Genomic DNA, 15,844 nt, shown 5'->3' on the forward strand with positions numbered 1-15,844 from the left:
GTCACACCAGTGACGTCATAACCTTTGTTGACCAGATCAGTCAGCGTCTTGGATGGATCATAATTGATCGGCTGACCGCCCTGACCAGTAACTGTATCAGTCGTAATTGGGTTGCCATTTGGATCAACATAGTGAACGATAACTTTTTCGGTATCAGTCGTTGGTGTCTGACCAGACGGTTGTTGACCACTTGGCTGGTTACCACTTGGTTGTTGGCCACTCGGTTGACTTTGGTTCGTTGGCTGACTGGCGTTTGTTGGCTGACTTGCATTCGTCGGCTGACTTGCATTCGTTGGTTGACTGGCGTTTGTCGGTTGACTGGCGTTCGTTGGCTGACTTGCATTCGTCGGTTGATTTTGGTTCGTTGGCTGACTCTGGTTTGTCGGTTGACTGGCGTTTGTCGGCTGACTTGCGTTCGTTGGCTGGCTTTGATTAGTTGGCTGACTTGCATTAGTCGGTTGACTCTGGTTCGTCGGCTGACTGGCGTTTGTCGGCTGACTTGCATTAGTTGGCTGACTTACGTTCGTCGGTTGACTTTGATTAGTTGGCTGATTTGCATTAGTCGGTTGACTGGCGTTTGTCGGCTGACTCTGGTTCGTCGGCTGACTTGCGTTCGTCGGTTGACTTGCGTTCGTCGGTTGACTGGCATTCGTTGGCTGACTTGGTTGATTATTCTTCGTGTAAACAACCTGAGTATTCTCAGTTGGATCAGCTGGGGTAACACTTGGCGTCGATGGTGTGTAGCCAGAAATTGTTGGTACGCCTTCGTTTGGTGTTACTTTAGTTGGGTCCTTCGGATCATTTACATACGGCTTATTTGGAATGTTGGTTCCAGGCTTAGCTGGGTTCGGAATTGGGTTATGATGTTGATCAACCGGTACAATATTAGCGATCTTTCCATAAACCACAGTTGCCATAACGTTTGGATTATCGGTTGTAGCCGTCAAACCACCAGCAACGATCTGGTTCTTAGCATTCTTGGAGTAGCCATTGATGACAACATAACCAGGAATGACTGGAACATTAACTGTGTTATAAGTGTGACTAGTGTGGTCCCAAGTACCCTTGCTAATTAACTTGTTAGTAACGGCATCGTAAGTATCACCACTGTAATTGAAGCCACTTTGTTGAAGATCTGATTTTGCTAATTCATGGCCTTGCTCGTCAACGAAGTGAACCGTCTGCGTTGATGGTACAACCTTGGCATTCTTAATGTTTTCACCGTTCTTAGTGTAGTGAACAACCACAGTGACCTTAGATTGATCACGGTTAACCGTTAATTCACTAGTTGGAACCACTGTAATAGCAGCGTGGTAACCTGTCACTACCGGAACTGGCACAGCTTGGTAAGCATGACTAACCGCATTCCAAGTCCCATTGCTAATCAGGTTATGGGTTGTCTTATTGTAAACATCACCAGTGTAAACAAACTGGAAGTTGTCCTGAACATTATCTGCAGGAGCGGCTGGTTTGTCGGCATCATTACCATCAATGACATAGTGAACAGTAGCGGAAGTATTAATCGTCTGGGCATTCCGAACTTCCGTGCCATCCGGTGAGTAAACAACCGTTTCTGTCAATGGAGTCTGAGTAACTGTCTTAGCTGGAACCGTTGCCTTATTTGGTGTATAACCTTTGACACTCGGTGTTGGAACAGCTTTGTAGGTCTTGGTAGTAGAAGCCCATGGTTGGTCATATTTGCCGTTTGGCACGATGTTACCGGTAACCTTGTCAACTGTAATTGTCCGCGTCCAGGTAGCGGTTTGAACATTATCCTTTGGAGCAGTTGGCTGACCAGGTTCATTGCCGGCAACAACATAGTGAACTGTGGAAGTCGTCTGCTTCTGGTATTCGTGTGGATCAATTGTGTGACCCGGAACCGTATGGTGATTCGTGTTAACCGGAATCAGACCATGCTTCAAAACAATCGTGAAGTTCTGGCTCTTAGTTGGATCATTGTCGTACTTACCGAAGTTCAGGTTGTACTTGCTGATTTTACCATTTTCAACCGTGATGGTCCCAAGCGAAGCACCATTGGCATCATTAGTGGCCTTCACGAAGTCATAGCCTTTATTCAGCCAATCCTGTAAGGTGGTTTGACCATTATAACGGTGGTTACCAGTGTTCTTGGCAAAGGTAATCGTCTGACCACCTTGATCATGATCATTGTAGGTATCAAGAATAGCGTTATTGTTGTCTTGGTCAATGATCTTCAAACCAGCTTGTTCATCTACCTTAATTGGTGTGTAGATAACTTGCGTGTCCTTACCAGGGTTAGTTGGCGTTACCGTTGGCGTGCTTGGTGTATAACCAGGAATGTTCGGTACCGGTTCATTTGGTGTTACATTCTTTGGATTATCAGGATTAGTTGGGTACTGTGGGTTAGCTACATTTGGAATCTTGTTTCCAGGCTTTTGCGGGTTAGTTGGATCTGGCAATACCGGAACAATATGACCATTTGGTGCATAGGTTACCGTTACCGTTTCTTGACCATTTTGATGACTAATCGTCTTTGGAGCCACATTGATACCGTCAGTACTGTCGGCACTAACATTAACGACGTGATAATCACTAAAGGTCTTCGTTGGTACACCACTCAAAGTCTGGTTGGCTGACCAAGTCATACCCTTACTAATGTCAGTTGTTTCCGTTCCATTACTTAGAATCCATTGACCAGTTACCTTGTCCAGGGTCCCTGTACCAGTAAAGTTAACCTTCTGGATAACAGCTTGAGGTGTCTTGGCACCAGCACCAACATATTTAATTGTCCGTGTGTAGCTCTGAGTAACTTGATCAGAACCAGTTGGATACTTAGGTCCAGTTGGATCATTTGGATTCAATGGTTGACCAGGTTTACCAGGGTTCTGGTTAGGATTATTTGGTGTCTTCGGGCCAACTGGCATCGTACCATGTTTCAAGATAACATGATAAATTTGTGGTTCACCATTAGTATCTGTAAAGACTTGGCCATTTTTAAAATCAGAACTAACCAATACATACCCTTGATTTTCAAACTTGTTAATATCATTTTGGGTATTATATTTAATCGGATCACCAATATTTCCATTCATAGATCCTGAAGTATAAATTTGTTTATTATTTTCAGTTTCATCATAATAACGTACTTCAGCAATTTGACTCTCTCGAGTTGTAGTTAAGTTATTATAATGATAAGTAATAAGGGGTATTTTAACTACAGTCTCTGCACGATCATAATGATAAGCAACATTTGTGGTTTGCCTTATTGGCCTAGTTGGCATTTGTAAAATATTACTGTGAGATCCAAAAATATTAACTTGAGAACCACCAATACCATCAAATATTGGCTCTTGAGGACTATAAACAGAGAATTCGTAATTAAAGCTTGTTCCCTTACCTACTAAAAGTCCTGTTCCTATCGGGGTTGAGTTAAAGCCATATGCATTCTCTGAGCTTACAATTAGTCCCTTTTTATTTACTAATTCTGAACCATTAGGCAACCAAATCATTACGTTCCCTAAATCAGTTTTTAGTGTCTCACCATTATCCAAGTCACTAAAAAGTGTGTTTAACATTACTTTTACAGGCTGTGTTGTGCCACTTGGTATAAACTCTATCTTAAATTTTAAACCGTTTAATTTACCTTGGGTATATTGTAAATTAATTGATCCATTATTCAAACGACTAAGGGTGACATATATATTGTTAGTATTAGTAACACCCTTTTTTTCTGTATTAGTAAATGATAATTTAAGATCATATGATCGGCTATTTGAATCTTTTGCAAAATTGGCAATAGTAATACTCTTATTATTAAGAACATTATCTGTTATATCGTAAAGATTATTCAAATCAAATGAAGGAACATTTGGATCCGTAGATGTGAAATTCCAACCAGTCTTCTTAAAGACTTCATCTTTACTAATCTTTTTAGCACCAGTTAACTTGCCATCAGTACCCCACGAAAGTTCAGTTAAAACTGGTATCTTAGAATCTTTACTTACTAAAGCAAGATGTGAATAGTAATCAATTGATCCTGGCTTTCCTAGTGTTCCCTTTAATGCTGCTTGATTATTACTAATAACTGTTGGCCAATTATTAGTAACATTATTAAAGTCATCTAACTTTCTTTGATAAACAGTTAAGTCAGATTTATACGTTGCATTATTCTGCTTTTGCTGCTCAACGTATTTATCAAAATTCAACAAATCATTATGCTGCTTATTATAATCAGATTTAGTATTAGTAATCCATCTATTAACAGATTGATCATTTGATGGATCAATTTTAGTTATTACATCAGGTGCTTGACTTACTGTTAATCCTGTAACAGATTGAGCTGCTTCCTGATCTTTAGCAACTACTGCATCCAAGCCACTATGGTCCTGCGCAGCTGAATTCATAGCATTAACATTATTAGTATCATGTTTATAATTATTCGTTATACTTTGAATAGCAGTAGCTTGCTGCTGTTCATTAGTTTCAAGTTGCTGTCTAGCACTAGCAGCCTCAGAAGCAGGAACTGTATAATTTTGGTCAGGCAATGCTTTAGTAGTCAATCCAGCACTATTAGCACTGGTAACCGCATTGCTTAATGCTGTATGATCCATTCCAACTTTAGTAGATGTAGTACCAGCAGATGCTGAATTGCTGGCGCTTGCTGAACCTTGTGCTAACGAAGCACCAAGTTGGTTAGCATTAATCATGTTGTTAGCAATCGCACTTGGTTTAAACGTGTTTGTCGTGGCAGAGTTCGCCGCACTAGCTACAACTGCATTGCTTTGCGTAGCACTTGATTGCGATGCAGCGGAATTGGTTGCAGTTGTCCGTAGTGCCGCGGTGTTCCCCGTTTCTGTACTATTAGCCGACGTAACCTGATTCGTTTGGTCACTATTAGCACTGGCATTAGCGCTGACCTGATCGGCATTGGCAACCGGTGCATTGGCGCCAAAGTACAATGTTGTCCCTAACAAAACGGAAGTTACGCCAATACCCAGCTTCCGTAGGCCATAGTGCGGAACCCGGTGAGAGTGCATAACTTCCCTAAGGTATGTATTATTTTTCGAAACCATAAATTTTACCTTCCCAGATTTAATCCATGTCATAACTTCGCAATTAATTAATAAAAATTAAATTACAAATAATAAACATGAATTCACAAATTTATGCTTTACAACTTTAATCATAGGAGGGTTAAATAAAATAACAACGTTTAATACATAAATTAGTTTATAAAAAAACATTAATTTTAAAAATGAAAAACACCATAAACGCTTGCAAACCACTACTTTACAGTCATTTCAGCCAGTTGAAATATAATTGTAATAATTTATTAGTCATGAAATAATCTTCATACATGTTTTACTATTGTCCGCTTTTAATTGATTTAATTGCCCTTATTAGCCATAAAAGCGTCAAGTAAGAATTTTATCTTGCTTGACGCTTTTTAATTAAAATTAATCAAAATACTTCTTCAAAAACCGCACAACGTGTTCACGGTAGGCCGCGGGATTGATCCAGAAACTCTCCGCGTGAGTCGCCTGGTCAACGATCCAGATGTCTTTAGGGGCGTGGGTCGCCTGGTAATTCTCCCAGGCCATGTAACTTGGCACGTAGGTATCTTTTGCACCATGGATGAAGAAGATCGGCAGCTTGTTCTTGGCCAATTGCTCCTTTGATGAGACGTCGCCGAGGTAGAAGCCGAGCCGGTGCCGATTAATCGTCGAAACCAACGGATAGATCGGGTATTCGGGCAAGTGATACTGTTGCTTAAGCAGGTAGGCCAGTTCTTCGCGAATGCTGGAATAGCCACAATCGGCGATGATGCACTTCACCTGGGGTGGCAATTGCTCCCCGCTCATCATTTCAACGGTTGCCCCGCCCATCGAAACGCCGAAAAGAACAATCTTCACCTGGTCACCAAGCCGCTTAATCAGCCGCCGCAGCCACTCCTGGTAATCGAGACGGTCAAGCCAGCCGAAGTTGATATACTTGCCGGCGCTCTGCCCATGGGCCCGATCATCTGGCAACAGAACGTTAAAGCCTAATTGGTAAAACATCTGGGCATAGTTAGCCATCGTCTCACCGTTACCCTTATAGCCATGGGAGATGATCACCGCCCGGTCACGGTTGCCATCCGCGGCCGGAATGAAGTAGGCCGACATCTGGTCATCTCCGTCGTCAGTGGAGAAGGTCCAATGCTCCTTATTCACACGGTGGAACCAATCGACGTAGTGCCAATACTCATTCGCGTATTTTTGCTTCTCCTTAGAAGTCTCTGGCACATAGTTGACCCGGTGAAAAGCAATTTTGAAGAGATATTCACTCATCACGAAGCTGGCGATGGCGGTCCCACCAATTGCCGCCAAGCTGGTTTGTAGGAAACGTTTCGTTGCTTTTTTCACGTACTCACCCCCCCTTTTAATTTATTATGTACTTAGATTGCAAATCTAAACAAAAAAACGATTTTAGTCTTTTATATGAATTATGCTATAATTATAGCAAATGAGTTATAAGGGAAATTAAACTTATGAATGAGTATGAAATAATATTTTACGAGGATAAGAATGGTAATAGTGAAACTTTTAATTATTTCAAAAAAATTTCTCAAAGCAAGCAAAAGCAGAATAAAGCAATCTATATTAAAATGCGTCACCAAATCAATATGTTAAGGGCACTTGGCCCAATGCTACATACACCACAATCAAAAAAGTTAAAGGGATACAGGTACCAACTCTGGGAACTTCGCCCAATGCCAGAAAGAGTATTCTATGGGATATGGAAGGAAAACACATTTATTTTATTAAACCATTACACTAAGAAAAAAGATAAAACTGATCCAAAACAAGTAGCTAAAGCATTATCAATGCTCGATGACTGGTATGAGAGGAATGAAGAAAAATGAAAAAATGGAAAGATATTGACAATAATCAAACAGTAGCAACAAAAGAGGAATTATCCATTATTGATACTTTATCATTTTTAGAGGTTCAAAGAATCAAACAAGGAATTTCTCAAACAGCATTTGCTAGAAAAATTGGTATGACACAACCACAATTAGCGAAAATCGAAGCACTAGAATCAATTCCAACATTAACAACACTTAACAAATACGCTGCTGGTCTTGGATTACAAATTAAGCTATCTATTTCACCTTTAGTAACGACTAAGTGAAATAACTACAACGTCCCCTAAGCAACAAATAGAAAATTTATTTACTGCTTAGGGGACATTCTTATAAAAACCTATTTTTTCTCTTCATCCGAAACATCGAATGACACTTCATAGGCCTGACGCCGTAATTCGCTGGGCAAAATCAGACTAGTTGGGTAGTTCAGCCATCTCTGAACAACTGCTGGACAGCTAAGAGTCACCCCTGGTAATTATCCGCCGCCACCACCGGAAATGAACTATATCGATAGAGACGATCGGCCGATAATTAAGTCTGTTCATGGCATCATAGACTTTCTTAATGGTGCGGTCACTCAATTACTCGCGAGGCCGTTGTCTTAGATACTCCTGCTGCAGCCGCAACATCCGCCAACGTAATTGTCTTCTTCACTATCGCTACTCCTTTTTCGTAAATTAATTACACCGTTACATTATAACAGATAGCAACCTACGGAATTAATTTAACGGCCCAAAGTAGTCCGCACATCAGTCAGTACCTTTGCCAAATCACCCTTGATTGCTGTTCCTTTATCTTCAATCTGTTGGGGTAAGAATTGGTAATCACGGTTAACCATCACATCGTAAGCACCAGGAAGGTTATTCGTCAGGGCCCAGAATGGTTCTTGAATAAACATTGGCGTTAACCGACCAACGCCGAGTTCGAGAAAGAGAACATGTTGATCATGGAGGTGGTGTTCGATATCATCAGAAATTTTCTGATATTGTTCTTGGTAACGTTGACCTTCCAAGAAGTTTCCGTAACCCCGAACCCACGGGAAGGCTTCGGCACCACAATGCGGACACCGTGGAATCATGTCATCCGGGATTGCCGTGGTATCGTGTTCTTCGAGATAGTCATAGATTTCATCAATCTTTTTGGTAGCATCCCAAACATCATCCGTACACTGCATACTGCACTGGAAGAAACGATGATCTCCCTGGATTTGGGCAACCTTTGTTTCCGGAAAGGCCTTAATCGCCTGAGTATCCTGGTTAGTTGTCAGAATAAAGTAATCCTTACCTTTAAGGATCGCCTGTAAGTCTCGATAAGGTTGACGCACCCGGGCGTGCAAGGTCGTGTGCAAGAAGGTCGCCAGGTATCCCCAGTATTCACCACGACTGGCCCAACGGTGATTCATCATACCGGCAAAGGCCCCATTAATCTTGTACTTATCGTAATAACGTTTGAAGGCTTTCTTAAATGATGAGGTAGCGGAATAATAAAAATCGCCACCACCGGCCGCCGATAAACCAGAAGCGCCACCGACAATAATATGGTCAGCTTCCTGAACTTTCTGAGCAAAGATCTTAATCTGTTGGTCATAGGGCAATGGTGGCTTTTTAGTTAACTTAATCGGGGTGCCACCTTGTGCATAGACACCATAGTAACGAGAATAGTTCATTTGTGTCTGTATCACGAGTTGTTCATAAAGCGATTGAGCCATTTTAATCTTCCTCTGTTAATTTTGCTAAGGTCTGCTTCAAATCACCCGCTAAGGCCAGTGATCGATCATTGATACTGTCCAAAATGTTAATTTCTTTGGGCAGGTTCAACGTGATGTAATGCCAGTGGGGGTGTTTTTCCACCATCTGCATCAATGGTTGTTTAATTAGCTGGTTAGCGGCACCGATTCCCAATTCCAGTTGCACCAGTCGTCGGTCACTATATTTTTGTAGAAATTGCTGGCAAGCAAGCTGTTGTTTTTGCCAGGCTGGACTTTGAATTTTCAGATCAAAGAAGTCACCCTCGACTTCCCAAATTTTCTGCGGATCAAAGCCATTTAATTGAAAGTGACGATCGGCATTGGAGGTCACCACAAAGTAGTCTTTGCCATGCACCAATTGTTTTAATTGCCGAAATTGAGGTGCACCCTGGTAGTCATCAACCAGGTAGCGGTGAAGCTGCTTAATAAAAGCCTGATGGGCAGCCGCTGGTAAGTACGCCTGCGCTCCCTGAAGGATACTTGTGATGCCATATTTTTGATAAAATTCACCAAAATAGTGGCGAAAGTCATCGTTATTAGCGAAAATATTATAACCCTCGCTAATCGAAAGACCATTACTGGCACTGATTAGGATGACATCGGCAGTCCGTAGTTCTTGACGAGCTTGCTTTAAAGCGTTCAATCTTGACATCTCCTTAACGTATTGTATATTCATGGACACCATGTCCCGAACTTTATACAATAAGGATAATCAACCTTAGAAAAAGGGAGAAGTGCACAATTTGACTAGTTGTCCACTTCTTTACAATCTTAAGAAAGTGTCGTGATCTTTTGTCAATTAAACGAAAAACGGACCGGCGAACTATCTACACGATCAATTTAATCAAAGACAGCTTCATTGAATTAATTAAAAAGCTACCCTATTCTCAAATCACGGTAGCAAAGCTTTGCCGACAAGCCGAATTGAGTCGGTCCACGTTCTACCTCCACTTTGATTCCCTGACCGCGGTCTTAAACGCCGTCCTAGATGATGCCATTACATACGTCCCCACTGGTCAATCGAATGCTGACTCTCTCGCTAAAGTGCCAGTCGATTACCTCAAGCAAAATGAATCTTTGATCCCCGTCTGTCAACGGATTGGTAACTCGGCCAAGTACCAGCAACTCTTAATGGACCCGGACCTGAGTGAATATATCATCGGCCGGATCCTGGCTCACGAGCGTGATAAGGTCATCCCCTCCATCCAGAAGAAGACCAGTCTCAGTGCTAAAGACGCCGAAACAATTTTCCTATACATGCTCCACGGTTCCTTTGCCATTAACCAGATCCACCACTTTACTAAGGATCAAGAATGGTACCACGAGGTCAAGCTTCTCAACCAATTTACTGACGGTGGTTATCAAGCATTGAAACAGGCAAATACCAATGACTAAAATAAAAAGCGTCCGTCATATGTGACAGACGCTCGTTTATTCTGATGTGTAGATTGAATCAGCTGATTACTTATCTGAACTAAAATTAAATACACAAACAAAAAAGAAGTCCTGAATTTTATCAGAGCTTCTTTATAAGTCAAGGAAAAATATATTATGATATTCCAACATATAACATGTGATGATGGTTGATCTATAATTATTATTTATTTGAAAATAACTTAATTTTCTTCAATCACCTCCTTGTAAATTAATTACTTAAAGGGCCGTCCAACCACCATCAACGATGAAAGAAGCGCCAGTAGTAAACTCAGACTCATCAGATCCAAGATATACACAAATATTGCCAATGTCGGTTGGCTTACCAATATGGCCCAGTGGCGTTTGCTTACCAAAAGTGGCTGTTTGTTCATCAGTTAAAATTGCGGTTCTAATAGGGCCAGGGTGTACTGAATTTACCCTGATAGCAGTTTTATGATTTGCCCCATCGATAGCTGCACATTTAGTTAACAGTCGAACTCCTCCTTTAGCCGCACCATAGGACGAACTTTTAGCACCTCCGATAAAGGAAGCAATTGAGGCAATATTGATAATAGATCCAGCACATTTTCGACGTATCATTTCAGCCATACCGTATTTAATACCTAAGAAAGTTCCGGTAAGATCTACATTAATAACGCGTTGCCAATCAGCAAGTGCCAACTTATCAATACTTTCATATTTGGGAGCAATGCCAGCATTGTTGACTAAAATATTAAGATGGTCAAATTGATCAATAGTATCCTTAATGACACGTTGCCAATCGCTTTCCTTGGAAACATCTTGTGGCATGAAAATTGCCTGAGGGCCTAATTTTTTGGCGGCTGTTTGACCCCTGCCTTGATTACGGCCAGTAATAATGACCGTTGCACCTTCTTTAATAAAACATTCAGCAATTCCATATCCAATTCCTGCTGTGCCACCAGTTATAATTGCTACTTTTTCTCTAAGCCGATCCATTGATATCACTTCCAGTATTATCCAAAATATGTCTAATTGATATTTGCATTAAACCCTAATACATTTAAATTGTAAAAAAGAATTCAATACTAATTCAATTTACAATCACTAAAGAAATGTTCACTTTTTGGTAACGAGGCTTTAATATGGATAAATTAAACGAGCAGAATAATATTGAGCAATTAAAAAACATTATTATTATTTATTATCAAGAACATCTTCAATGCCTACTTTCAAGCAAGGTAGCTTTAACCCTAGCCTCGCTTTTTGAGGCTTTCACTCAACTTGTTCAAAAATCTTCTATTAATCAAATTACAGTTACTCATTTAATTACCAAGTCAGGCTACAGCCGTACAACTTTTTATAAGTATTTTGACAGCCTCCCTGATCTCATCAGAGAATTCCAAAGTATTATTTTGTTTCCTTTAGACTATTATTCAAAAGAGTATTACGCATTCTTTACTCAAACATCTTTCAAAGCATTCAACCGCATCAATATAGATGCAGTTATTATGATGCGTTACTTTAGAATTTTTATTAATGATGAACACTTTATGAAAAAATATCGTCAAGCTATATTCCAGATATTCAATAAGTATGCTCCCACTGTTCAAACAGCTACAGATGATCAACAACAGATTTTCAATTATTCAAAAGAGTGTATTTTGTCATACTGTTCTGATGCTGTCCTGTATTACTACAGGCATACTAAAGAGATTACGCTTGCTAAACACTTGCAAATTGTACACATTATTAGTCATAAATTAATGGAAGCCCTACAGCAAATTCATTTTGACCAGATTAATAATTAATAAAATGGTATTTCTCTTTATTCACCTAAAATCATGAAAAAGCAGTGTTGAAATACAATTTTTATAAGTAAAATAATGGTGTGTAAAATGACTTATTCCAAACTGGTTGGCTCACTTAAAGGTACCTTTCAATATAATCAAAAAGCGCCAGCCAAAGCCAGCGCGGAAAAATTGGTAATATTATTTCTTCATCCATTTCTGAATCAGATCAATTACCTTTTTGATTGGTTTTTTTATGTGTTTTTTAGGCACAACGATAAATATGATACACCAACGTACCAATTGGGACGCCTCCCAACTTGCACATATTCAAGAGGAGCGGCCTCTCGGTGTGCAATTACTAGTATATCATCAAAGCACATGTTATAATATAGGCACGATAAATATGATATCGGTGTGCAAAACGAGATCAGCTCGCTACTTATCTCGAACCGGTTGGGGCGCTTAAAAGGCGTCCTTTTTTGTTGTCTTCAATGCTAAAAAAAGCGCCAGCCGAAGCCAGCGCGGAAAAATTGGTAATATTATTTCTTCATCCATTTCTAGATCAGATCAATTACCCTTTTGATTAATTTTTTAATGTGTTTATTAGACACAATCAGAACAAGAACACACCAACTATGCATCGGAGTCACCTCCAAACTGCACAAAATTGGGAGGAGCGGCCTCTCAGTGTACAAAATAATTATATCATGGTATAATATTTATATCAGAGCAAGACACTGGTGTGCAAAATGGAATCAGCTCGCTACTTGTTCCGAACCGGTTGGGGCGCTTAAAGGGCGTCCTTTTTGTTCTCTTAGTTTTACAAAAAAGCGCCAGCTAAAGCCAGCGCAGAAAAATTGGCAACACTATTTCATCATCTTGCGAATCAGATCAATCACCTTTTTGATTAATTTTTTAGTGTGTTTATTAGACACAACAATGAGTAAAATGGAATCAGCTCGTTACTTATTCCGAACCGGTTGGGGCGCTTAAAAGGCGTCCTTTTTTGTTCTTTTAGTGTTACAAAAAAGCGCCAGCTAAAGCCAGCGCAGAAAATTAGTAATATAACAAAAACAGCTAATTTAACCCATTAGCTGCCTTAAAAACTATGAGAATAATACCATCAACTTTTTATCTAGTGCATTAGCAATTTTTATTAATGTATCCATGCTTGTATTATCACCATTTTTAATCGCAATTGCTGATTGAGGGAGATTAGCAACGGTGGCTAATTGACGCTGAAACAAACCAGCTGCTTTTCGGACATTAGTTACGGCTATGGCACTTTCTAGCTTTGTCGTTTCTTTATTGAATTCATTTTTAATTTCAGGATCTTTAAGCTGTTCATTAAGATAATCCTTAAAACTAATATTGCTCATAATGGTTACTCCTTTCGATTATTAAAGTATTCCTCACACAAAGCTTTAGCTCATTTGCTGGATTATTTTTTCGTTAAACTTTCTAGTACAAAATAACATGACTTAATGCAAAGATAAATGCGCAAATCAACACAAAAATCGGGCCATGAAGCAAAATACTTCATGGTCCGATTTTTATTTTGGCTCGGAAGCAGAACTACATTTCCATCCCCATCTTCTTATAGGAATCCATTCCACCAAGCCACAACTTGTCCAACGGAACGTGCCGTTCTTCAGCGAAGGCCTTCATCAGGGTCATGTGGTTCATCAGATGGTACTTCTTATGTGGATTAGCAGGGTCCACAACCAACAGTTGAGCCATCATCCCACCATCTTCGTGTTCAATAATGTGGCAGTGGTACATGAAGACGCCGGCTACATTGAACCAAACCTTGATCACCACGTGCTCACCAGGGTTAACCGCTACGGTATCCTTGAGACCCAGCTCATTCGGGTTTGGCGCGTGGCCATCACGGGAAACAACCTTAAAGGCGGTGCCATGCATGTGGTAAGGGTGAATCATCCCCGGCTTTGGGTTGGTATTGCAGATATCCCAGAGCTGAACCTTATGCATTGGCATCTTGTAGTCGATCCGGTCCATCTTGAACTTCTTACCATTCATCGCTACCGACTCATCCATCCCGTCGAGAGTGACATGGTGAACAGGCAGGTCCGGATCAACTGCCGGATCAGGTGTTTCAAAAAGCGTGTCTGGTAGTTGTGTATGATTAGGTTTAAACTCATGAATCCGGAAATGAACTAGTGGAACATCATCGGAATAAAGGATAACTTCATCACCCGGTTTATACTTACCGAAGTCGACAATGATTTCTTGTCGTTCAGCACAGGTAATCAATAGCTTATTCATCTTCACCGGGTGCGGCAGTAAGCTCAAATCACCGGCAATTTGGGTAAATTCGAGGTCATCGGAGAAGTGCAAACGCCATTCCCGTCGGTTGGCCCCATCGAGGAAACGCAGCCGGACCTTCTGGGTAGTCACGTCGAAGTACGGGTTGATCGTCCCGTTGATCATCGGCGTTGGGCCAGCAACCCCATCCGGATCATAATCAGCCCGGTAATCCCATTGGTTGCCCTTGTGAAAACGCCGGTCTTGAAGAATAATCGGAATGTCGTCAACCCCGTAATTACGTGGCAGTGGCAAACTAGCCTCGTGCTGATCCTGAACAATTGCGCCACCAGCTAGGCCATGCCAAACCTGCTCGGCCGTAGACGGACACGGGTGAGCGTGAAGCCAGACAAAGGCCGCCGGTTGGTTGATCTTAAAGGTGACGTCCCGGCTCTTGCCCGGATAAACTGGGGCATGGCAACCACCGTCTTCGATTGGGCCCGGAATGGCCAAACCGTGCCAGTGAAAAGTCGTCACTTCGGGCAGGTGATTAACGAGGTGGACATGGATCGTTTTGCCCCGTTTAAAGATTACTGTTTTACCCAAAAGGGGACCATTGTAGCCCCAGGTTTTTGTCTTTTGGCCAGGTAACAGCTGTACTTCCCCGGTTTGAGCAACAATCGTGTAATACATATCGGTTGCCGTTTCCTTATCCGGCTTCAAGATTGCCGGAATGTTCAACGGCCGCTGGGGTGTTTGCGGTTCTTCCAGCGGAACATGACCACCATCATGGTAGTCGTAGGCGGCTTCATCATAAAAATAATGATCAATTAGTTGGTTTTCTGCTATTTTCTTACCTTCTTTGCTAACTCTTTACTGCAATGAATCCCAAGCCGTCAGGGTGACCGGCGTACTGTCGGCTAACTTCTTTAAGTCATCGTCTAAGTACTTGCGGTTAATAACGGCTTCGTAGGTATAGTCTTTAAACCAATCTTCGGTCATTACGAAATAACCGTTGGCACCGTTATCCTTGCCCCAACTGTTTTCGATCTTCCACCGACTTGGTTCGCCATTGACTAAGTCGAAACCAGTCAAAGTCATGGCATGGGAAACCACTGCTTGGCGGGTCTCAAGCCGATCCTTCTTGTTCATTGTAAAGTCAACATCGAGTAATTCAGCTTGTCGGAAAAGCTTGGCATCCATCAGTCCCCGCTTCCGGTCCATCTGTTGAAGAACATCATTACCGACCCAGACAGTTTCACCGGCCTTTAATTGTTTCAGGGCAGCTTCTTGCAGGTACTTAAATGGCACATTGACAAATTTGATTGGGATTCCACCGGCTACATTATCTTGGGTTGGCATTGCATAAACCTTGTTATACTCATGGTCCGGAGCGTTGGTAATTACTACATAATTGTTCAAATTGGTATCAAAGTATTCCCGGTAGAACTTCAGTGGTGTCAAGCCTAATACCTGGTGGAACTTCTTATCGTCATCCCGGTATTCAAGGTCAAACTTTGCCGGTGGTTCACCAAAGGAATAAGCGGCAACCTTGTAGACGTCCGCCATCATCTTTTGCTGAGCCGTGGCTAATTCATCCTGGTCAGCACCATCATTAACGAGCCGCCGTAACGTTAAAGCATCCTTACGCATCAGATAGTTCATCACTGCAGCCACATCGGTCGTATTCCGGGTGTTATGGGTATCCGGCATTGCGTATTCTGGTACTACCCCATACTTCTCAACGATTGAAGCGGC

General features: G+C 41.4%; 13 protein-coding genes. 4 read left to right on the forward strand and 9 right to left on the reverse strand.

Annotated features, from left to right (window positions below):
• On the reverse strand, positions 1–5,051 hold a 5,051-nt coding region (locus ACEYV4_RS06350), incomplete at its 3' end, for a YSIRK-type signal peptide-containing protein (RefSeq protein ID WP_373842506.1).
• Between the two features lie 384 nt (positions 5,052–5,435).
• Positions 5,436–6,383, reverse strand: a complete 948-nt coding sequence (locus ACEYV4_RS06355; protein ID WP_373842507.1) for an alpha/beta hydrolase — start codon at positions 6,381–6,383, stop codon at positions 5,436–5,438.
• Positions 6,384–6,508: 125 nt separating this feature from the next.
• On the opposite strand from ACEYV4_RS06355, the gene ACEYV4_RS06360 reads away from it, so the two are divergent.
• Both ACEYV4_RS06360 and ACEYV4_RS06365 read left to right on the forward strand, forming a co-directional pair.
• On the forward strand, positions 6,509–6,883 hold the full coding sequence (locus ACEYV4_RS06360) for a type II toxin-antitoxin system RelE/ParE family toxin (RefSeq protein WP_373842508.1): 375 nt from the start codon (positions 6,509–6,511) through the stop codon (positions 6,881–6,883).
• The gene (locus tag ACEYV4_RS06365; RefSeq protein WP_373842509.1) at positions 6,880–7,152 is read left to right on the forward strand and encodes a helix-turn-helix domain-containing protein; all 273 of its coding nucleotides are present in this window, start codon (positions 6,880–6,882) and stop codon (positions 7,150–7,152) included. The genes ACEYV4_RS06360 and ACEYV4_RS06365 overlap by 4 nt, the downstream gene beginning before the upstream one ends.
• 307 nt (positions 7,153–7,459) lie before the next feature.
• On the opposite strand, the gene ACEYV4_RS06370 is transcribed toward ACEYV4_RS06365, so the two are convergent.
• The 3 genes from ACEYV4_RS06370 to ACEYV4_RS06380 form a co-directional block, all read right to left on the reverse strand.
• Entirely contained in the window at positions 7,460–7,540 is an 81-nt protein-coding gene (locus ACEYV4_RS06370) for a LacI family DNA-binding transcriptional regulator (RefSeq protein WP_373842517.1), read from the reverse strand.
• Positions 7,541–7,610: 70 nt separating this feature from the next.
• On the reverse strand, positions 7,611–8,594 hold the full coding sequence (locus tag ACEYV4_RS06375) for an NAD-dependent protein deacetylase (protein ID WP_373842510.1): 984 nt from the start codon (positions 8,592–8,594) through the stop codon (positions 7,611–7,613).
• A gap of 1 nt (position 8,595) precedes the next feature.
• Positions 8,596–9,276, reverse strand: coding sequence for a hypothetical protein (locus ACEYV4_RS06380; RefSeq protein ID WP_373842511.1), 681 nt, complete (start codon positions 9,274–9,276; stop codon positions 8,596–8,598).
• Positions 9,277–9,425: 149 nt separating this feature from the next.
• On the opposite strand from ACEYV4_RS06380, the gene ACEYV4_RS06385 reads away from it, so the two are divergent.
• Positions 9,426–10,028, forward strand: coding sequence for a TetR/AcrR family transcriptional regulator (locus tag ACEYV4_RS06385; RefSeq protein ID WP_373842512.1), 603 nt, complete (start codon positions 9,426–9,428; stop codon positions 10,026–10,028).
• Positions 10,029–10,286: 258 nt separating this feature from the next.
• On the opposite strand, the gene ACEYV4_RS06390 is transcribed toward ACEYV4_RS06385, so the two are convergent.
• On the reverse strand, positions 10,287–11,027 hold the full coding sequence (locus ACEYV4_RS06390; protein WP_373842513.1) for an SDR family NAD(P)-dependent oxidoreductase: 741 nt from the start codon (positions 11,025–11,027) through the stop codon (positions 10,287–10,289).
• A gap of 146 nt (positions 11,028–11,173) precedes the next feature.
• Here ACEYV4_RS06390 and ACEYV4_RS06395 point away from each other — a divergent pair, with 146 nt between their 5' ends.
• Positions 11,174–11,839, forward strand: a complete 666-nt coding sequence (locus ACEYV4_RS06395; protein ID WP_373842514.1) for a hypothetical protein — start codon at positions 11,174–11,176, stop codon at positions 11,837–11,839.
• Between the two features lie 1,088 nt (positions 11,840–12,927).
• Here ACEYV4_RS06395 and ACEYV4_RS06400 read toward each other — a convergent pair.
• The 3 genes from ACEYV4_RS06400 to ACEYV4_RS06410 form a co-directional block, all read right to left on the reverse strand.
• Complete coding sequence (locus ACEYV4_RS06400) at positions 12,928–13,200, reverse strand: helix-turn-helix domain-containing protein (protein WP_373842515.1); 273 nt, start codon at positions 13,198–13,200, stop codon at positions 12,928–12,930.
• A gap of 196 nt (positions 13,201–13,396) precedes the next feature.
• Entirely contained in the window at positions 13,397–14,917 is a 1,521-nt protein-coding gene (locus tag ACEYV4_RS06405) for a multicopper oxidase family protein (protein ID WP_373842518.1), read from the reverse strand.
• A 42-nt stretch (positions 14,918–14,959) separates the two neighbouring features.
• On the reverse strand, positions 14,960–15,844 hold an 885-nt coding region (locus ACEYV4_RS06410; protein ID WP_373842516.1), incomplete at its 5' end, for a C1 family peptidase.

Origin of the sequence: Limosilactobacillus sp. (assembly GCF_041859915.1) — a bacterium.
Classification (GTDB): Bacteria; Bacillota; Bacilli; order Lactobacillales; family Lactobacillaceae; genus Limosilactobacillus.